This window comes from Mesorhizobium terrae (assembly GCF_008727715.1).
Taxonomy (GTDB): domain Bacteria; phylum Pseudomonadota; class Alphaproteobacteria; order Rhizobiales; family Rhizobiaceae; genus Mesorhizobium; species Mesorhizobium terrae.
Genome location: NZ_CP044218.1, coordinates 4,040,081 through 4,058,030, shown reverse-complemented (window position 1 = coordinate 4,058,030; position 17,950 = coordinate 4,040,081). Strand labels below are relative to the sequence as shown.

Sequence of the window (17,950 nt, the reverse complement as noted above, 5' to 3'; positions counted from 1 at the left end):
CCCGGCATGCGACGTTGCCACGGCTACGCCTTTTCGCGATCTCCCCCGCGCATTCTCGAACGATGCGCGGGGTGGTCCCTGGCTGAAAGGTCTAACGCAAAAGGTTCTTGGAAGGGATTCTTAGCTCTCCTATGCTAGAACATACGGGAGCTTGGGAACCACTCCATGAACAGACGCGATCCCGCGAGCCGCTTCTCAGCCGACGCGGTACGCAAGTTCGAAGACCAGTCGGCGGGTAACGGACCTTCCGGCGGCCTCAGCGATCTCGCGCGCCAGGTCGCGGCGCAGTATGGCCGGGACACCATGTCGCCGGTGATGGTCACCGGCGTGCTGCGGCTGATCGAATTCGCGCTGCTGTTTCTGTCCGGCCTTGCGCTCTATGTGTATTTCGAGGGCTTCTTCCACAATCTCGGCTGGCAATACGCGCTGACCTTCGGCTCGGCTTCGCTGCTGGCGATCGTCTTGCTCGACATCGCCGATTGCTACCAGATCTCGGCCCTGTTCCGCCCCGTCGCCAATTTCGGCCGCATCCTGGCGATGTGGTCTGGCACTTTCGCGGCGCTGGCGCTGACCGCCTTCTTCATGAAGATCTCGGAAAATTATTCGCGCCTTTTGTTCGCCAGCTGGTTCCTGCTCGGCTTCGCGTTGATTTTCCTGATGCGCCTGATCACCGCCCGACTGCTGCGCCGCTGGGCGCGCGACGGACGCATGGAACGCCGTGCCGTCATCGTCGGCGGCGGCAAGGCCGCCGAGACGCTGATCCGCTCGGTGGAGAAGCAGCCCTATAACGACATCCGCATCTGCGGCATCTTCGACGACCGCGACGACAGCCGCTCGCCGCCCGTCGTGGCCGGCTATCCCAAGCTCGGCACCATCTCCGAACTGATCGAATTCGCCCGCATCGCCCGCATCGACATGTTGATCGTGTCGCTGCCGATTTCGGCCGAGGCGCGCGTGCTGCAGCTGTTGAAGAAGCTGTGGGTGCTGCCGGTCGATATCCGCCTGTCGGCGCATTCCAACCACCTGCAGTTCAGGCCGCGATCCTATTCCTATATCGGCTCGGTGCCGCTGCTCGACATTTTCGACAAGCCGATCAACGACTGGGATTCGGTGGCCAAGCGCGCCTTCGACATCGTCTTTTCGATCATCGGCATCATCGTGTTTTCGCCGGTCATGCTGGCCACCGCCATCGCCATCAAGCTCGACAGCAAGGGCCCGGTTCTGTTCAAGCAGAAGCGGCACGGCTTCAACAACGAAGAGGTCGAGGTCTACAAGTTCCGCTCCATGTACACCGACAAGTCAGATCCGTCGGCCAAGAAGACGGTGACCAAGAACGACCCGCGCGTCACCCGCGTCGGCCGCTTCATCCGCAAGACCTCGATCGACGAACTGCCGCAATTCTTCAATTCGCTGTTCGGCACGCTGTCGCTGGTCGGCCCGCGCCCGCATGCCATCGCCGCCCAATCGCACAACCTGCTCTACAACGAAGTGGTCGACGGCTATTTCGCCCGCCACCGCGTCAAGCCGGGCGTCACCGGCTGGGCCCAGATCAATGGCTGGCGCGGCGAGATGGACACCAATGAAAAAATCCGCATGCGCACCGAATACGATCTCTATTACATCGAGAACTGGTCGCTGCTGTTCGATCTGAAGATCCTGCTCCTGACCCCGGTGCGTCTGCTCAACACGGAAAACGCCTATTGAGCGCGCTGACGCATGAACTGCCCCCGCAGGCGGTCAACGCCAAGCTGATCGGCTTGCTGTCGTCGGGCGCGATCATCCTCGGCATCCTTTTGTCCGGCTTCGTCATCGGGGAACCGGCGCCTTATGAAGTCTACATGACCGGGCTGATCGGCATGTGGGCGCTGTTCGGCCTGCGCATCTCGCGTCCGATCGTGCCGCTGCTCATTCTGCTGGTCTCCATGAACATCGGCGGCATGATCGCCATGACGCAGATGGCCGAGCTGTCGTGGACGCCGCTCTACCTCGCCGTCTCGCTGTTCCTGGCCTTCACGGCGGTGTTCTTTGCCTCCGTCGTCGAGCAAAAGCCCGACCTCTACCGATTGATCTTCACGGCCTATGTGACGGCGGCCGTCGTCACCTCGACGCTCGGCATCGCCGGCTATTTCAAGCTGTTCCACGCCGCCGAAATCTTCACCAAATACGAGCGCGCCGCCGGTGCCTTCCAGGACCCCAACGTCTTCGGCCCCTTCCTGGCGTTGCCCGGCACCTATCTGCTCTACCGGTTGCTGACCGGCCCGGTGCAGCGCATGCCGCTCGTCGCCGTGCCGCTGCTGATCGTTGTCGGCGGCATCTTCCTGTCGTTTTCGCGCGGCGCCTGGGGCCTGTTCGGCGTCGCCGTCATCCTGCTCACCGGCATCCTTTTCCTGCAGAGCACCAGCGGCAGGTTCCGGCTGCGCGTCGTGGTGATGACGATCGCCGCACTGGCGCTGCTGGTGCTGGCCATGATCGTCGTCCTCCAGATCCCGGGCGTCTCCGAGATGCTGACCACCCGCGCCAAGCTGGCGCAGGACTATGATTCCGCCCGTCTCGGCCGCTTCGCCCGCTACGCCATCGGCTTCATGCTGGCGCTGGAACGGCCGTTCGGCATCGGCGCGCTGGTGTTCGGCACCATCTATGGCGAAGACACCCACAACATCTGGCTGAAGACGCTGATGGATTATGGCTGGCTGGGTTTCATCTCCTATCTCGGCCTGACCTTGTGGACGCTGGCGGCCGGCTTCCGGCTTTTGCTGCGCAACCGCCCCTGGCAGCCCTACGTGTTGTGCGCCTATGTCGTCTATGTCGGCCATGTTGGGCTCGGCAGCGTCATCGACACCGACCACTGGCGCCATTTCTATCTGCTGCTTGGCCTGGTCTGGGGCGGCATCGCGCTGGAATACCGCTACCAGCGCGGCCTGATCGCCCTGCCGGGAACCACGCCCGCCAACGCGGATCGCCCGCGTCCTGCGTCGATCGCGGCGCCCTTGCCCGCGTCCGGGACCCGGTCGCGCTCGCTGCTTTCCATGGTCCCCGCCGGACAATAGTCGCGGAAAATCACCCGCGACGATCGTGCGGGGCTCCATCCGGACATGATTTCTGCAAATCGGGACGGTCGCGCCGTCGGCGCGGCGAGTGGGGTCAAGTCAAGCTTTGGAAAAATGGTCGGAGTGGCCGGATTCGAACCGACGACCCCTTGACCCCCAGTCAAGTGCGCTACCGGGCTGCGCTACACTCCGGACCGCGCAAAGCCTTATGGGAACAAGGATTAAGTCGCAAGCCCTGATTTGGGGAAAAAGAACAGAAGCCGATCGTTGCGGGCGAATGTGGATAACACGGGATACAATGTCCCACGGATATTCCGCCTTGGTTCCCGGGCCGACTGCGCCCGACGCTCGCCTGATTATCGCCCTCGACTTTGCATAGGGCTCTGCGGTTGGGCTGTGGAAAGCTGGCGAGTGGGTGCTAAGCTTGTTCTAACTGCCAGCGGCACCGCGGGCATGAGGGGCTCACAATATGAACGTTTGGCTGCCATGGCGATATAGGGCGTTTTGCGCCACCATCTACGCGATTGGCGTGGCAGGCTTTCTGTTGCGAGCCCAATATCCCAAAAGCATCTTCGTCGCGTTGTTTGTGATGTCCCTACTGACTGCGGGTTTCGCATGTTGGTCAGCGTTTCAGTCGCGATTGGAGAAGAGCGCCGCCTTCTGGATCTTCACTGGAGTGGCGGGCTTGATGGCATATTCGATGTATCTGACCATACGTTCGATACTGATATAGGCAGCACGCCGCTGCTAGGCACTTGGAAGGCTGGCGAGCGGGTACTGGCACTGCTCCAGGAGAGGCTGTCACGCCTTCCACATCGCCGAACGCAGAATTGCCTGCATGTGCTGCGGTAGGTCGAGTTCGCCCCGCGCTTCGGTTTGCAAAAGGTAGGTGGATTTGGCCAGGCGATCGCCTTCCGTGGCCGCAGGATAGGCGCAGATTGCTATAAGGGCCTCTTCTTCAGTTCGGCAGGCATTGTCGAAAGCGTTGCCGCGACTGCCGATTCCCTCGACTGTTTTGCGGAGCGCCATGTATGCCGATTTGTGGGCTTCTATCAGAGCCACCAATTGGGCGCGCGGTTCTGTGCTCGAAGCATCGAAAGCCGGGGCTTCAACAGTTGTGGCGACGACGGCGGCACCTGATTGAAGAAGCAAAGCGCGACGATTGATCCTGGACGTGATGAATTCTCCTTTGGCCAGAAGATGCCTTAAGACACACCCTAGCACCTCAGCTCGCGCAATCCTGTCAGGAGTGATCGGCTTGGATAGTGAACGGCAATCGGGGCCCATCGTTTCAATGCTCCCTTGCCCGCCCGCCTGACGTTCTCCGCCTTCTATTCGCCACCACAGATTGAAAGGTTCATGAAAGGTTGGGTGCCCATCCTCCCTTCAAGCGTTCATGAACCGGGCGGCAAACAGCGCGGACGGGACGTCAGGAAACCAACAAGGAACCGGCTCATGTCCATTTCGCGTGCATTTCTCCAGCAGACCGCCCTTGGCGCCCTCGTCGCGGCTGGCGCCCTTTTCTCCGGCCATCAGGCCTTCGCCGCCGACAAGGTCACGCTCATGGTCGGCGGTTATGAAAAGCAGATCTACCTGCCCGCCAAGCTCGCCGAGGCGCTGGGCTATTTCAAGGACGAGGGTCTCGACGTCGAACTGCTGAACGAACCGGCTGGCGTCGACGCCGAAAACGAGATGCTCGCCGGCGCCGTGCAGGGCGTGGTCGGCTTCTACGACCACTGCATCGACCTGCAGGCCAAGGGCAAGTTCGTCGAATCCGTCGTCCAGTTCAGCCAGGCGCCGGGCGAGGTCGAGCTGGTTTCCACCAAACACCCCGAAATCAAGTCGGCCGCCGACTTCAAGGGCAAGAGCCTCGGCGTCACCGGGCTCGGTTCCTCGACCAATTTCCTGACCCAGTTCCTGGCGGTCAAGGCCGGCCTGAAGCTCGGTGACTTCACGTCCGTGCCCGTCGGCGCCGGCAACACCTTCATCGCCGCCATGCAGCAGGACAAGATCCAGGCCGGCATGACCACCGAGCCGACCATCTCGCGCCTGCTCAAGACCGGCGAGGCCAAGGTGCTGATCGACATGCGCACCATCGAAGGCACCAAGGCGGCGCTCGGCGGCACCTATCCCGCCGCCTCGCTCTACATGCAGACGGATTGGGTCGAAGCGCACAAGGAAGACACCCAAAAGCTCGCCAACGCCTTCGTCAAGACGCTGAAGTTCATCAACACCCACAGCGCCGCCGAAATTGCCGAGAAGATGCCCAAGGATTATTATGTCGGCGACAAGGACGGCTATGTGAAGGCGCTGGGCGACGGCAAGGCGATGTTCACGGCCGATGGCGTCATGCCCGAAGGTGGCCCGGAGACGGTGCTGAAGGTTCTGTCGACCTTCTCCAAGGACCTGCAGGGCAAGCAGATCGACCTGTCGAAGACCTACACCACCGCCTTCGTCAAGAACGCGAAATAAAGAAGCCGTGACGGGAGCCTGAGCGCGGCCGGCCTCGACGAGGCCCGGCCCGCTTAGTGCATGTGCAGCGTGGGCCGATGTCCGCGCCCTTCCCGCTTGGCATGAGGAAACAACCACGATGAACAGTCTCAACGGCGCCAGCGCGCCCGCCATCGAACTCATCAATGTCAGCCGTCGCTTCCTTTCGCCGACCGGAAAGTCGCTGACGGCGCTGCGCAATTTCACCATGACAGTCGGCCGCGGCGAATTCGTCGCCGTGGTCGGCCCGACCGGCTGCGGCAAGTCGACCACGCTGAACCTCGTCACCGGCCTCGCCAAACCCAGCGCCGGCGAGGTCCGCGTCATGGGCGCGCCGGTCAACGGCATCGATCCGCGCGTCGGCTTCGTCTTCCAGACAGACGCGCTGTTTCCCTGGCGCTCCGTCGTCGACAATGTCGTCGCCGGGCCGCTGTTTCGCGGCAAGGGCAAGACCGAGGCCTATGCGTCGGCCCGCGACTGGCTGGCGCGTGTCGGCCTCTCGCGTTTCGAACACCACTACCCGCACCAGCTCTCCGGCGGCATGCGCAAGCGCGTCGCGCTGGCGCAGACTTTCATCAACGGTCCGGAAATCCTGTTGATGGACGAACCCTTCTCCGCGCTCGACGTGCAGACCCGCGTGCTCATGCACGAGGAACTGCTGAAACTGTGGTCGCAGGCCAAGGCATCGGTCGTCTTCGTCACCCACGATCTCGAGGAAGCAATCGCACTGGCCGACAAGGTTTATGTGCTGACCGCCGGCCCGGCGACGGTGAAGTCGGTCTACGAGATCGACCTGCCACGGCCGCGCGTCGTTGCGGACATCCGCTACGACCAGCGCTTCATCGACTATTCCCGCACGATCTGGTCCGACCTCAAGGAGGAAGTCCAGACAAGCTACGCCCGCGCGGCGGCTTGAAGGAGGACGACATGGCAAATGCGGCATTGCAACCGGCAGAGACCGGCTTTCGCCCAGGTACTTCCGACGCCGAAATCGAGGCGGCTGCCCGCCAGGCGGCACGCCAGCGCCAGAACACGGTGCTGTTCTGGCGCGTCGGCATCCTGGTCGCCTTCCTCGGACTTTGGGAAGTCGCGGGACGGCTGAACTGGATCGACCCGTTCTTCTACGCCATGCCCTCGACCATCGTCGGGCGCCTGTATGAATGGATCACCGAAGGCACCTCCGAGGGGCCGCTCTGGTATCATCTATGGGTGACGATGGAGGAAGCGATGCTCGGCTTCCTCACCGGCTCGGTCGCCGGCATCCTGGCCGGCATCGCGCTCGGCCGCAATCGCATGGCCTCCGACATCTTCTCCATCTACATCAAGGTCATCAACTCCATTCCGCGCGTCGTGCTGGCGCCGATCTTCATCATGCTGTTCGGCCTCGGCCTGGCATCCAAGGTGGCACTGGCCTTCGTCATGGTGTTTTTCGTGGTCTTCCACAACGCCTTCCAGGGCGTGCGCGAGGCCGACCGCGCCATGATCGCCAATGCCCGCATCCTCGGCGCGTCGGACTGGCAGGTGACCCGCTCGGTCATCGTGCCGTCGGCCATGAGCTGGATCTTCGCCAGCCTGCACGTGTCGTTCGGCTTCGCCATCATCGGCGCCATCGTCGGCGAGTTCGTCGGCTCGCGCTACGGTATCGGCCTGTTGATCAACGTCGCCAAGGGCTCGTTCGACGCCGCCGGCATGTATGCCGCCATCGTCATCGTCATGGTGGTGGCGCTGGTCGCTGAATATCTGATGACGATGATCGAGGATCGCCTGGCGAAATGGCGTCCGCAGCCTCTGCAGGAAACCGAGTGAGGCGACACATCAGCCTTCGGCCGCACCTTCTTCATGGGCGGCCAGCCTGACTTCGACGACGAGACCGGGCCCTTGCGCCCGGTCTTTCAGTTCGATCGTCGCCTCGTGCGAGGCCGCGATCTCCTTGACGATGGCAAGGCCGAGGCCGGTGCCCTCGCCGCCTGTGTCGAGACGGCGGTAGAAGCGTTCGAACACGTTTTCGCGCTCGGTTGCCGGAATGCCCGGACCATTGTCCTCTACCAGAAGAACGACCTCGCCCGCCTGGTGCTCCAGGCGCACCGTCACCGCGCCACCGCGCGGTGTGTAGCGCAGCGCGTTGTCGGCGAGGTTGAAGACCAGTTCGCGCAACAGGTTGGAGTGCCCCCAGACAAGGAACGGGCCGCCGACCGGATCGAAGCCGAGATCGATGTCGCGGTCGACCGCCGCCAGCGCCAGCGTGTCCAGCGCGTTGCGCGCCGCCATCTCCATGTCTACCGCTTCCTTGCGCAGCGACGAGACGCCCTGCTCGGCGCGCGCCAGCGACAGAAGCTGGTTCGACAGCCGCGCCATGCGGTCGACGGAACGGTCGATCGCGGCCAGCGCCTCTTCCTTGGCCTCCGTGCCCTGCTCGCGGCGCCCGACCACGATCTGCGTCTTGAGCAGCGCCAACGGCGTGCGCAATTGGTGCGCCGCATTGGCGACGAAACGGCGCTGCGTCGCAATCAGCCGCTGCACACGGTCGAACGCTTCGTTGAGGGCCTCGACCAGCGGCCTGACCTCGGTCTGCACGGCACCCGCGTCGAATGGCTGTAGTTCCGCCGGATCGCGGCTGACCACCTCGTCGCGAAGCCGCATCAGGGGCGCGATGCCGCGCCGCAGCCCGAACACCGCGAGCATGCCAGCCGCCGCCACCAGCAGCACCTGGTCGCGCAGCGCCTTGAGCCACAGATCGGTCACCAGCCTGTTGCGGTTCTTCAGCGTTTCGCCCACCGCGATGATCGCGGTCTGCTGGTTGCCGGTGTCGATGATCGGCCGCGACAGCACCACCGCCCGAACGGGCGTGCCGCGAAACAGCGTGTCGAAATAGAGTGGCTCCAGCCCGACCGGCAATTGCGGCGGCGCGACGATGTCGGGATAACCGGCCAGCAACAGTCCGTCCGATGTCGCCACCCGGTAGAGCACGAGGTCCTGGTCGCTGGAAGCGAACATCTCGAGCGCCGAGGGCGGGATCGGCGCCTCGACCAGCCCGTCGCTCTTGCGGACCCGCTCGGCGATGACCCTGGCGGAGGCAAGCAGCGTGCGGTCGGTGATAAGGTTCGCGGTATCCAGCGCACCCTTGTAGGTGGTCCACACGTTGAAGACGACGACCGCGGCCATCGGCACGATCAGCCAGGCCAAGAGTTCGCGCTGGAGGCTCCTACCCGCCACCCGACACCCTCAGCACATAACCCAAGCCCCGCAGCGTGACGATGCCGACATCGCTGCCCTCCAGCTTGCGCCGCACGCGATGCACGCAGATCTCGATGGCGTTGGCGTTGCTCTCCTCGTTGAAACCGAAGACGTTTTCCGTCAGCGCATCCTTCAACACCGGGCGGCCGGCACGCAGCATCAGCGTTTCCAGCACCGCGTGCTCGCGGCCGGTCAGATGCAGCGGCTGGTCGCCAAGGCTGAACGCGCGGCCGCGCGTGTCGAAAGACAGCTGGCCGAGCTTGATCGCGGGTTCGAAATTGCCGCGCCCGCGCCTCAACTGTGCACGGATACGCGCCTCGAATTCACCGACCTCGAATGGCTTGACCAGATAGTCGTCGGCGCCGCTGTCGAGACCGCGGATACGGCTGGAAACGGCGTCATTGGCGGTCAGGATGATAACCGGCGTGGTGTTGCCGCGCCCCCGCAGCCGTTTCAAAACCTCGATGCCGTCGAGATGCGGCAGCGCGAGGTCGAGGATGACCAGCGCATAGTCCTGGCAGGCGGCGAGTGCCGCGTCGGCATCGTCGCCGCGATGGACGCAATCGATGACATAGTGCTCGCGCCGCAGCAGCCTGGTGATCCACTGCGAAAGGTCGCGGTCGTCTTCGGCCAACAAGATGCGCAATGAGGTTGGTCGCCTTGCTCCTGCCTCGGGCACCTGCCCGCGAGGCACAGTGTTTCATGCCGAACGGCACTGTCAACAATACCGAGGCGGCGGCACCGCATGTCGCCCGAAAGGCGCGCCGAGGGCTCGGGCGGTCAGCGCACCTGGTCGAGCAGGCGCTTGCACTCCAGAAGGTCGAACAGCGCTTCCTGCAGCAGCGCGCGGTTGTCGCGCGACAGCTTGCCGGAACCCGATTGCACCGGGCCCTCGTCGTCCGCTTTGCCGAGGCCGAAGAAACGGCGGTTCGGCTTGGCGGTCGGCTGGCCGACCAGCATCTCGTCGTCGCCGCGCGGCTGGGCGGCGGGCGTCAGCGGCACTTCCTCGGCCTGCCGGCGCTGCGCGATCGCCTCGACGGCGGCAACGTCGCCATGACCGACAGCGATCAAGAACTGGTTGCCGTTCTCGCGCAGGAGTTTCTGCACGCCTTTAATGGTGTAACCCTGGTCGTAGAGCATATGCCGGATGCCCTTGATCAGTTCCACGTCCTGCGGCCGGTAATAGCGGCGGCCACCGCCGCGCTTCATCGGCTTGATCTGGGTGAAACGCGTTTCCCAGAAGCGCAGCACGTGCTGCGGCAAGTCAAGGTCTTCGGCAACCTCGGAAATGGTGCGGAAGGCGTCGGGGCTCTTGTCCATGGGCGAATCCTCGCGCTGGGCATCGGATCGTAAAGGTCGGCGCCCGTGCTGGCCAACCCGATGCGCAAACAACAGACAACCGAAGATTCGACGCCGATTGCGCCGAATCGAAGCTCATTTCAGCGGTTTATCGCCAAATATTCAAGCCCGGCATCAAGCCGGGCCGGGTTTTCAACCGTTGAATGAGGCCACCGACTATTTGCCGGCCTTGGACTTGTTGGTCTGGTGCGAGCGCAGGATACGGCTTTTCAGCACGTTGGACGCCTTGAAGGTCATCACCCGGCGCGGCAGAATCGGCACTTCCTCGCCGGTTTTGGGATTGCGGCCGATCCGTTCGTTCTTGGAACGAACATGGAAAGTGGCGAAGGATGACAGCTTCACCGTCTCCCCGCGCACGATCGCCTCGCAGATCTCGTCGAGCACCGCTTCGACCAGTTCGGCAGACTCCGTGCGCGACAGGCCGACCTTCCGATAAACGGCCTCCGCAAGGTCGGCACGTGTCAGTGTCTTTCCTCCCATCGGACCGCCCTATCAGTTATCTCAAATGTATCGATCAAACGCCGCCGGAGCCTAAGTAATTGACTCGACAAGGTCAAGGACCGAACCGACCGGTTCGCCTCACCATCTGACGAGCACGGCACCCCAGGTAAAACCGCCGCCCATCGCCTCCAGAAGCACGAGGTCGCCGCGCTTGATCCGCCCGTCCGCCGCTGCGATGGCCAGCGCCAGCGGCACCGATGCGGCCGAAGTGTTGCCATGCAGATTGACGGTGATCACCACCTTCTCCTCGGCAATGCCGAGCTTCTTGGCGGAAGCGTCGATGATGCGCTTGTTGGCCTGATGCGGCACGAACCAGTCGAGGTCGTCGGCGGTGATGCCGGCTTGCGAGAACGTCGCCTCGATGACGTCCGTGATCATGCCCACGGCATGCTTGAAAACCTCGCGCCCTTCCATCCTGAGATGGCCGACCGTGCCGGTGGTCGACGGACCGCCGTCGACATAGAGTTTTTCCTTGTGCGTGCCGTCGGAACGCAGGGAGGCAGCCAGAACGCCGCGATCGGCGATGGTGCCCGCCCCTTCCGTCGCTTCCAGCACCATTGCGCCGGCGCCATCGCCGAACAGGACGCAGGTCGAGCGGTCGCTCCAGTCGAGAATGCGCGAGAACGTCTCGGAGCCGATCACCAGGACACGCTTGGCCAGTCCCGCGCGGATATACGCATCGGCCGTGGTGACGGCATAGACGAAGCCGGAACACACCGCCTGCATGTCGAAGGCGTAGCCGTGGCGCATGCCGAGCCGCTGCTGGATCTCGACCGCCGTGGCGGGGAACGTGTTGTTGGGCGTCGACGTCGCCAGTACGATCAGGTCGATGTCGTCCGGGGTCAGCCCGGCATCGGCAAGTGCGGCGCGCGCCGCCCCCTCGCCGAGCGAAGCCGTCGTCTCGTCGTCGGAGGCGATGTGACGCTGCCGGATGCCGGTTCGCTGGGCGATCCACTCGTCCGACGTCTCGACCATGCCTTCGAAATCGGCATTCTTCATGATGCGGCGGGGCAGTGACTGGCCCGTGCCGCGCACGACTGATCTAATCAAGTCTTTTTATCCTTCTTCGTCGGCTGCGACGTCGGACCGTCTGATTGCCGGTGACTGCGGATTGCGGGCATGGAACAGATCGAGATCCGCTTCGATCCGGTCAAGCAGCCGGTTGCGCACCATGTCGTAGGCCAGTTCCACGGCCGCCGCAAACCCCGCCGAATCGGCACCGCCGTGGCTTTTTACCACGACCCCGTTCAGTCCGAGGAAGACACCGCCATTGGAGCGGCTGACATCCATTTTTTCGCGCAAGAGGTCGAAAGCGCCCTTGGCGAACAGATAGCCGATGCGGGCCATCAGGGTACGGCTCATCGCGGCGCGCAGATAACCGCCGATCTGGCGGGCGGTGCCTTCGGCGGTCTTCAGCGCGATGTTGCCGGCGAAACCTTCGGTCACCACCACGTCGACCGTGCCCTTGCCGATATCGTCGCCCTCGACGAAACCGTGATAGCTCATCGAGGCCATGTTGGCCTCGCGCAGCATGCGCCCGGCTTCCTTGACCTCTTCCTGGCCCTTGACCTCCTCGACGCCGACATTGAGCAGGCCGACGGTCGGCCGCTCGATGCCGAACACGGCGCGCGCCATGCCGGTGCCGAGAATGGCGAAATCGATAAGCTGGTGCGCGTCGGCACCGATGGTGGCGCCGACATCCAGCACCACGCTTTCGCCGCGCATGTTCGGCCAGATCGCGGCGATCGCCGGCCGGTCGATGGTGGCCATGGTGCGCAGGCAGAATTTCGACATCGCCATCAGCGCGCCGGTGTTGCCGGCGGAAACGCAGGCGTCGGCCGAACCGGCCTTCACCGCCTCGATCGCCTTCCACATCGACGACTTCCAGCGGCCATGGCGCAAGGCCTGGCTTGGCTTGTCGTCCATGCGCACGGCGACATCGCAATGGATCAGTTCGCTTTTCTCGGCCAGACCGGGAAATTTCGCCAGTTCCGGCCGCACCACTTCTTCGCGGCCATAAATGGCGAAACGGATGTCCGGGCGGCGGGTGGCGACTATCTGGAGCGCCGGGATGACCACGTTGGGTCCGTGGTCACCGCCCATGGCATCGATGGAAATTTTAATCACGCGTTGTTCATCTCGTGTGTTGGCTTCGGGCCATCATGACTTTTGGCGAAAATAGCGGTTTTGGGTCTCCACACAACCGGCTTTTGTCGCCTTCCCGCTGCTTTCAGGATTTTCCGAGCAGCGATTTGAGCTTCCGCTGGAATTCGCTTTCGGGCTCGGCCTCGTCCGGGGCGAGTTCCAATTCCACGCCGGGCTTGCGGGGATAAGGGTCGATTCCCAGTCCGAAAAACTGCTCGGCCAGCGCGCCGACATCGATGGTGTCGCCCGAGAACGTCTCCGGACTGTCCGGCCCGTCGGCATCGATCAGGATCTCGCCGCCGCCCTCGAAGCCCTGCCGGCCAAGCTTTGATTCTTCCGGCAGGAACAAACCCTCGACCGCTTCGTCGATATGCGTCGTCACCGGTTCAAGCGTCACCACGCAGGCCTGGGTGATGTCGGCCTCGACGCTGCCGCTGACCTTCACGCCATGCCGTTTCCAGGGCGTCACCAGGAGATCGGCGACATAACGTTCGACCGACTGGAGCTCGTGGTCCTTGGCCAGCGCCTCGCGTTGCGCGGCAGTGGCTTCGATGCGCACGGGCATGCCCTTTTGCGGCAAACGCGAGACATGCGCCTCGAACGATACCGAACTTCTGGAACCGGGTTCGTTTTGCATGATCATCATCCTTCAACCGGCCGCCGCCGGAAAGACGACCGTGCCGGCGCAGATCGTCGCGGTCGGCTGGGCGGCCAATTCATCCCTCGCCCGCATCACATAAGTGGCCAGCGCCGCGGCCTCCGGCCATTCCGCGACATCGGGGCGGACATTGCGGCCGAGTGCTGCACCGAGATCGCCTGCATCGTTGCGCTCCAGCGCATCCGCATAGGCGGCGGTACGGCCATAATACATCTTGGCGAGCTTCTTCATGCGCTTCGGCACGCCGACATCGCTGATGCCGAGCTCGCGCAGCGAATGATCGACATCGGTGAAGAACTCGTCGATCAGCACCTGGGCGACGTCGGCGGCGACGCCGCTTTCGCCATGCAGGCGATGCTGGAACAGGAACATGTGCAGCGACAGCATCTCGAAACGACCGAGTGGCATATCCGGCACATTCCAGTCCGAATAAAAGAAAGTTTGCCGCGCCGCCGCCACGATTTGTCCGTACAGCGCCTCGGTGATGGCGCGGTTGGCGTGGCGTTCGCGGCCGAACAGGCGCTGAAACATTGGGGACGGTCTCCCAGGGACCTGTTTGTTAAGGCACGATTGTTGCATCGGCGGCTAAGCTGGTTTACCGGTTTTGCCGCCTCGCGCAAGCCGGTGCCCGAGAGCGGACTATGGAGTTGTTGTTGCGCGCGCTGAAATTCAAGTCGACCGCCTTGGCAGGTCCCGCTTCCGTCGCCTCGATGCTGATCGTCGTATCGGCGCTCTCTGGCTGCAATTCGTCCAAGATGTTCGGGGACCTGACCCCCGGCGAGACGCTCACCCAGGGCTACGTCGTCGACCAGCAAACGCTGGATTCGGTGCCGGTCGGCTCCAGCCGCGAACAGGTGCTCCTGTCGCTGGGCACGCCGTCCACCACCGCGACCTTCGACAACGAGGTCTTCTATTACATTTCCCAGACGCGCCGCCGCCCGGTCGCCTTCGCCAATCCCGGCGTGGTCGACCAGAAGGTGCTGGCCGTCTATTTCGGCGCCGACAACCGCGTCGCCCGCATCGCCAATTATGGCCTCAAGGACGGCAGGGTGTTCGACTTCATCTCGCGCACGACGCCGACCGGCGGCAAGGACCAGAACTTCCTCGGCCAGATCATTTCCGGCGCCGGCAAGCTCAAGCCGAGCGCTGGCTCGCTGCTCTAGGCGCGCGGGCTACGCCCACAGCACCATCGTCCATGAAAAAACCCGCAGGATCGCTCCCGCGGGTTTTTTTGATTTGTCGCCGCCGCCCGGCCAATGCGACCGGGCGGAGGTTCTTGCGCGTCAGCCGTGGGCGAGCACTGCCAGAAGCAGCAGCGCCACGATATTGGTGATCTTGATCGCCGGGTTGACGGCCGGACCGGCGGTATCCTTGTAAGGATCGCCGACGGTATCGCCCGTCACCGAGGCCTTGTGGGCCTCTGAGCCCTTCAGATGCTTGACGCCGTCCTTATCGACGAAACCGTCCTCGAACGACTTCTTGGCGTTATCCCAGGCGCCGCCGCCCGATGTCATCGAGATGGCCACGAACAGGCCGTTGACGATGACGCCGAGCAACGAGGCGCCCAAAGCCGCGAAAGCCGAGGCCTTGGAGCCCGAGATCAAAAGCACGCCGAAATAGACGACCAGCGGCGCCAGCACCGGCAGCAGTGACGGAATGATCATCTCCTTGATCGCCGCCCTGGTCAAAAGGTCGACGGCGCGGGCGTAGTTGGGCTTGGACGTGCCCTTCATGATGCCCGGATCCTCGCGGAATTGACGCCGCACCTCTTCCACGATCGAGCCCGCCGCACGGCCGACGGCGGTCATGGCAATGCCACCGAACAGATACGGGATGAGACCGCCGAAGATCAGGCCGGCAACCACATAGGGGTTTGACAGGTCGAAGGAGATCGTGCCGACATTGGCGAAATAGGGATATTGCGCGGCATTGGCCGCGAAATATTGCAGGTCGTTCGAATAGGCGGCGAACAGCACCAGCGCGCCGAGGCCGGCCGAACCGATGGCATAACCCTTGGTGACCGCCTTGGTGGTGTTGCCGACCGCGTCGAGCGCGTCGGTGGAATGACGCACTTCCTTCGGCATGCCCGACATTTCTGCGATACCGCCGGCATTGTCGGTGACCGGGCCGAACGCGTCGAGTGCCACGATCATGCCGGCAAGGCCGAGCATGGTGGTGACCGCGATGGCGGTGCCGAACAGACCGGCCAGCTGATAGGTGCCGATGATGCCGCCGACGATGACGATGGCCGGCAGCGCCGTCGATTCCAGCGAGACCGCGAGGCCCTGGATGACGTTGGTGCCGTGACCGGTGACCGAGGCCTGGGCGATCGAATTGACCGGGCGCTTGTTGGTGCCGGTGTAGTATTCGGTGATCACCACGATCAGCGCCGTTACCAGCAGGCCGACCAGCCCGCAGATAAACAGCTTGGTGCCGTTGACCGGGTGCTGCCCGGCTGCCGCCTGGATGTCGCCCCAGCCGATGGTCATCGAGGTGGCGGCACCAAGGCCGACGATGGAGAGCAGGCCGGTGACGATCAGGCCTTTGTAGAGCGCGCCCATGATGGAGCCGTTCGACCCCAGCTTGACGAAGAAGGTGCCGATGATCGAAGTGACGATGCAGGCGCCGCAGATGACGAGCGGGTAGAGCATCATGCTCGACAGAACGGGCGTGCCGGCAAAGAAGATCGCCGCAAGCACCATGGTGGCGACCACGGTCACCGCATAGGTCTCGAACAGGTCGGCCGCCATGCCGGCGCAGTCGCCGACATTGTCGCCCACATTGTCGGCGATCGTGGCCGGGTTGCGCGGATCATCTTCCGGAATTCCGGCTTCGACCTTGCCGACCAGATCGCCGCCGACATCGGCACCCTTGGTGAAGATGCCGCCGCCGAGACGGGCGAAGATCGAGATGAGCGAAGCGCCGAAGCCGAGCGCCACCAGCGAATCGATGACCTTGCGGTCGCCGGGGGCCAGGCCGAGCGGGCCGGTCAGCACCCAGTAGTAGACGGAGACGCCGAGCAGCGCGAGGCCGGCCACCAGAAGGCCGGTGATGGCGCCCGACTTGAAGGCGATGTCGAGACCCGCCGCCAGGCTGTTCGATGCAGCCTGCGCGGTGCGCACATTGGCGCGCACCGAAACGTGCATGCCTATGAAGCCAGCGGCGCCCGAAAGCACGGCGCCGACCAGGAAACCGATCGCTGCGGTACCCGAAAGCAGCCACCAGGCCAGCAGGAACACGACGACCCCGACGATGGCGATGGTGGTGTACTGGCGCGCCAGATAGGCTTGCGCGCCCTCGCGGATGGCCGCGGCGATTTCCTGCATGCGGGCGTTGCCCTGATCGGATGCCAGTACGGACTGCGTAGCCCATATGGCGTAGACGATCGAAAGCACGCCGCAGAGGATGACGACAAAAAGCATACTCATGTGCGGATTTTTCCTCGATCTGTGGCCCGGCAGACCTCCTCCCCCGGGCCGTGGAACCGAACCGGGGCTCTGAGCAGAGTCCCGACCCCTCGCAGCGATTTATGCAGAGCCGCGGTCTCGACCGTCAAGCCGGCGTGCGACATTTGCCCGCATTTCCTTGCGACACTTTAGCGCGGTCTTGTTGGGCCAGTCGGCCTGTCCGCACCAAGGTGGTGAACGCCGGCGCCGTCGTTTCGCGGCGCCGGCGACGAGCCCTGATAAGACGACCCCTTGTTAATCGGCCAGATCGTGATCCGGCTGCATGACGTAAATCAGCACGACAAGCATGGTCATGTAGAACTTGAAAGCCGCTTCCTGGCCGTTCCAGGTCTTCGACTGCCACATTGCAAACCACTCGCCGCCGATCGCCATGAAACCGAAATACCAGACGAGAAAGCCCATGGTGGTGGCGACGATCGCGAAATTCTTGGCCTTGTTGAACGCCGCCCCGCTACCGTTGCGGGCGCTCCACAGGTTCCATGCCGCGATCAGGAAGAGCACGCAGGTCAGCGCCTCGCCGGCGATGATCAACCAGTAGCCGGCTGTCCAAAGCGCCGGATTGGTAATGGAGCGGTACATCAATGCGTTGCCCGGAAAGGTCGTGTCCATGGACAGCACATGTTGGACAAAGGCGAAGTTCGAGCCATAGTCGGTGATGTTGCCAAAGGCGACAAGGAACGCGAAAATCGCCAGACACAGGCACATGATGATCTTGGAAAGACGTGACGTCATGGCAAAAGCCCCTTCTGCTTTCGATGGTGCAAGTCACGGTGACGGAAGATTGCCGAGTCCCGCCCGGCACGCAATCCATCCCGTCGTCATCGCCTTGACCGCGACCGCGAGCCGCCACGCTGCCGACTACGGGCTTTCGACGGCGCTTGCGGCCTTGCAACTGCCGGAAACCTGCGCGGTGGATGATCTCGTTTCACTCGAGAACACCGCCGATCGTCACGCGTTTTCCATCATCCGGCGCCGCTGGATCGCGGACGGCAACGGGACAAGATTGGAAATCACGCTCGACCATCCCGCGGCGGCATCCCGACGCTGAA

The 17,950-nt window shown here is 63.5% G+C and carries 18 protein-coding genes and 1 tRNA gene; 7 read left to right on the top strand and 12 right to left on the bottom strand.

Annotation, left to right across the window (positions count from 1 at the left end; translation table 11 throughout):
* Positions 1 to 165: 165 nt before the first annotated feature.
* Both FZF13_RS20745 and FZF13_RS20740 read left to right on the top strand, forming a co-directional pair.
* Positions 166 to 1,704, top strand: a complete 1,539-nt coding sequence (locus FZF13_RS20745) for an undecaprenyl-phosphate glucose phosphotransferase (protein ID WP_024926322.1) — start codon at positions 166 to 168, stop codon at positions 1,702 to 1,704.
* Entirely contained in the window at positions 1,701 to 3,047 is a 1,347-nt protein-coding gene (locus tag FZF13_RS20740) for an O-antigen ligase family protein (RefSeq protein WP_024926321.1), read from the top strand. Before FZF13_RS20745 ends, FZF13_RS20740 begins: the two co-directional genes overlap by 4 nt.
* 115 nt (positions 3,048 to 3,162) lie before the next feature.
* On the opposite strand, the gene FZF13_RS20735 is transcribed toward FZF13_RS20740, so the two are convergent.
* Positions 3,163 to 3,239 (bottom strand) — tRNA-Pro (locus FZF13_RS20735).
* Positions 3,240 to 3,848: 609 nt separating this feature from the next.
* A complete protein-coding gene (locus FZF13_RS20730; protein ID WP_244431371.1) occupies positions 3,849 to 4,334 on the bottom strand; it encodes a hypothetical protein in 486 nt (161 codons plus the stop codon).
* 168 nt (positions 4,335 to 4,502) lie between these two features.
* On the opposite strand from FZF13_RS20730, the gene FZF13_RS20725 reads away from it, so the two are divergent.
* From FZF13_RS20725 to FZF13_RS20715, 3 genes are all read left to right on the top strand, one after another.
* Positions 4,503 to 5,519: an ABC transporter substrate-binding protein gene (locus FZF13_RS20725; protein WP_024926318.1), complete on the top strand. Its 1,017-nt coding sequence runs from the start codon at positions 4,503 to 4,505 to the stop codon at positions 5,517 to 5,519.
* A 118-nt stretch (positions 5,520 to 5,637) separates the two neighbouring features.
* Entirely contained in the window at positions 5,638 to 6,453 is an 816-nt protein-coding gene (locus FZF13_RS20720; RefSeq protein ID WP_024926317.1) for an ABC transporter ATP-binding protein, read from the top strand.
* A gap of 11 nt (positions 6,454 to 6,464) precedes the next feature.
* Entirely contained in the window at positions 6,465 to 7,343 is an 879-nt protein-coding gene (locus tag FZF13_RS20715; protein ID WP_024926316.1) for an ABC transporter permease, read from the top strand.
* 9 nt (positions 7,344 to 7,352) lie between these two features.
* Here the strand turns inward: FZF13_RS20715 and FZF13_RS20710 are convergent, their stop codons facing one another.
* The 8 genes from FZF13_RS20710 to FZF13_RS20675 all read right to left on the bottom strand — a co-directional run bounded on the left by FZF13_RS20710 (position 7,353) and on the right by FZF13_RS20675 (position 13,965).
* A complete protein-coding gene (locus FZF13_RS20710; protein ID WP_024926315.1) occupies positions 7,353 to 8,750 on the bottom strand; it encodes a sensor histidine kinase in 1,398 nt (465 codons plus the stop codon).
* A complete protein-coding gene (locus FZF13_RS20705; RefSeq protein WP_024926314.1) occupies positions 8,740 to 9,417 on the bottom strand; it encodes a response regulator in 678 nt (225 codons plus the stop codon). The genes FZF13_RS20710 and FZF13_RS20705 overlap by 11 nt, the downstream gene beginning before the upstream one ends.
* Before the next feature lie 134 nt (positions 9,418 to 9,551).
* A complete protein-coding gene (locus tag FZF13_RS20700; protein ID WP_024926313.1) occupies positions 9,552 to 10,091 on the bottom strand; it encodes a MerR family transcriptional regulator in 540 nt (179 codons plus the stop codon).
* A gap of 195 nt (positions 10,092 to 10,286) precedes the next feature.
* Positions 10,287 to 10,610 carry an integration host factor subunit alpha gene (locus FZF13_RS20695; protein ID WP_024926312.1) on the bottom strand — a complete coding sequence of 108 codons (324 nt, stop codon included), beginning with the start codon at positions 10,608 to 10,610 and terminating at the stop codon, positions 10,287 to 10,289.
* Between the two features lie 99 nt (positions 10,611 to 10,709).
* Positions 10,710 to 11,681, bottom strand: coding sequence for a beta-ketoacyl-ACP synthase III (locus FZF13_RS20690; RefSeq protein WP_024926311.1), 972 nt, complete (start codon positions 11,679 to 11,681; stop codon positions 10,710 to 10,712).
* A gap of 6 nt (positions 11,682 to 11,687) precedes the next feature.
* Positions 11,688 to 12,758, bottom strand: a complete 1,071-nt coding sequence (gene plsX / locus FZF13_RS20685; protein ID WP_024926310.1) for a phosphate acyltransferase PlsX — start codon at positions 12,756 to 12,758, stop codon at positions 11,688 to 11,690.
* 103 nt (positions 12,759 to 12,861) lie between these two features.
* Positions 12,862 to 13,413, bottom strand: a complete 552-nt coding sequence (locus FZF13_RS20680; RefSeq protein ID WP_036253999.1) for a YceD family protein — start codon at positions 13,411 to 13,413, stop codon at positions 12,862 to 12,864.
* A gap of 12 nt (positions 13,414 to 13,425) precedes the next feature.
* Positions 13,426 to 13,965: a ubiquinol-cytochrome C chaperone family protein gene (locus FZF13_RS20675; protein ID WP_024926308.1), complete on the bottom strand. Its 540-nt coding sequence runs from the start codon at positions 13,963 to 13,965 to the stop codon at positions 13,426 to 13,428.
* A 110-nt stretch (positions 13,966 to 14,075) separates the two neighbouring features.
* On the opposite strand from FZF13_RS20675, the gene FZF13_RS20670 reads away from it, so the two are divergent.
* Positions 14,076 to 14,597: an outer membrane protein assembly factor BamE gene (locus FZF13_RS20670; protein ID WP_036253991.1), complete on the top strand. Its 522-nt coding sequence runs from the start codon at positions 14,076 to 14,078 to the stop codon at positions 14,595 to 14,597.
* A 120-nt stretch (positions 14,598 to 14,717) separates the two neighbouring features.
* On the opposite strand, the gene FZF13_RS20665 is transcribed toward FZF13_RS20670, so the two are convergent.
* Both FZF13_RS20665 and FZF13_RS20660 read right to left on the bottom strand, forming a co-directional pair.
* Positions 14,718 to 16,862, bottom strand: coding sequence for a sodium-translocating pyrophosphatase (locus FZF13_RS20665; RefSeq protein ID WP_024926306.1), 2,145 nt, complete (start codon positions 16,860 to 16,862; stop codon positions 14,718 to 14,720).
* Between the two features lie 273 nt (positions 16,863 to 17,135).
* On the bottom strand, positions 17,136 to 17,633 hold the full coding sequence (locus FZF13_RS20660) for a DUF2165 family protein (RefSeq protein WP_024926305.1): 498 nt from the start codon (positions 17,631 to 17,633) through the stop codon (positions 17,136 to 17,138).
* On the opposite strand from FZF13_RS20660, the gene FZF13_RS20655 reads away from it, so the two are divergent.
* Positions 17,605 to 17,949: a hypothetical protein gene (locus tag FZF13_RS20655; protein WP_246192422.1), complete on the top strand. Its 345-nt coding sequence runs from the start codon at positions 17,605 to 17,607 to the stop codon at positions 17,947 to 17,949. The genes FZF13_RS20660 and FZF13_RS20655 overlap by 29 nt on opposite strands.
* Position 17,950 lies beyond the last annotated feature (1 nt).

Excerpts from the sequence above, each read along its gene's own strand:
- FZF13_RS20745 (WP_024926322.1), top strand. The coding sequence starts at position 166 with ATGAACAGACGCGATCCCGCGAGCCGCTTCTCAGCCGACGCGGTACGC.
- FZF13_RS20730 (WP_244431371.1), bottom strand. The coding sequence starts at position 4,334 with ATGGGCCCCGATTGCCGTTCACTATCCAAGCCGATCACTCCTGACAGG.
- FZF13_RS20725 (WP_024926318.1), top strand. The coding sequence starts at position 4,503 with ATGTCCATTTCGCGTGCATTTCTCCAGCAGACCGCCCTTGGCGCCCTC.
- FZF13_RS20720 (WP_024926317.1), top strand. The coding sequence starts at position 5,638 with ATGAACAGTCTCAACGGCGCCAGCGCGCCCGCCATCGAACTCATCAAT.
- FZF13_RS20715 (WP_024926316.1), top strand. The coding sequence starts at position 6,465 with ATGGCAAATGCGGCATTGCAACCGGCAGAGACCGGCTTTCGCCCAGGT.
- FZF13_RS20700 (WP_024926313.1), bottom strand. The coding sequence starts at position 10,091 with ATGGACAAGAGCCCCGACGCCTTCCGCACCATTTCCGAGGTTGCCGAA.
- FZF13_RS20695 (WP_024926312.1), bottom strand. The coding sequence starts at position 10,610 with ATGGGAGGAAAGACACTGACACGTGCCGACCTTGCGGAGGCCGTTTAT.
- FZF13_RS20680 (WP_036253999.1), bottom strand. The coding sequence starts at position 13,413 with ATGCAAAACGAACCCGGTTCCAGAAGTTCGGTATCGTTCGAGGCGCAT.
- FZF13_RS20675 (WP_024926308.1), bottom strand. The coding sequence starts at position 13,965 with ATGTTTCAGCGCCTGTTCGGCCGCGAACGCCACGCCAACCGCGCCATC.
- FZF13_RS20670 (WP_036253991.1), top strand. The coding sequence starts at position 14,076 with ATGGAGTTGTTGTTGCGCGCGCTGAAATTCAAGTCGACCGCCTTGGCA.
- FZF13_RS20665 (WP_024926306.1), bottom strand. The coding sequence starts at position 16,862 with ATGAGTATGCTTTTTGTCGTCATCCTCTGCGGCGTGCTTTCGATCGTC.
- FZF13_RS20655 (WP_246192422.1), top strand. The coding sequence starts at position 17,605 with ATGATGATCTTGGAAAGACGTGACGTCATGGCAAAAGCCCCTTCTGCT.
- FZF13_RS20660 (WP_024926305.1), bottom strand. The coding sequence starts at position 17,633 with ATGACGTCACGTCTTTCCAAGATCATCATGTGCCTGTGTCTGGCGATT.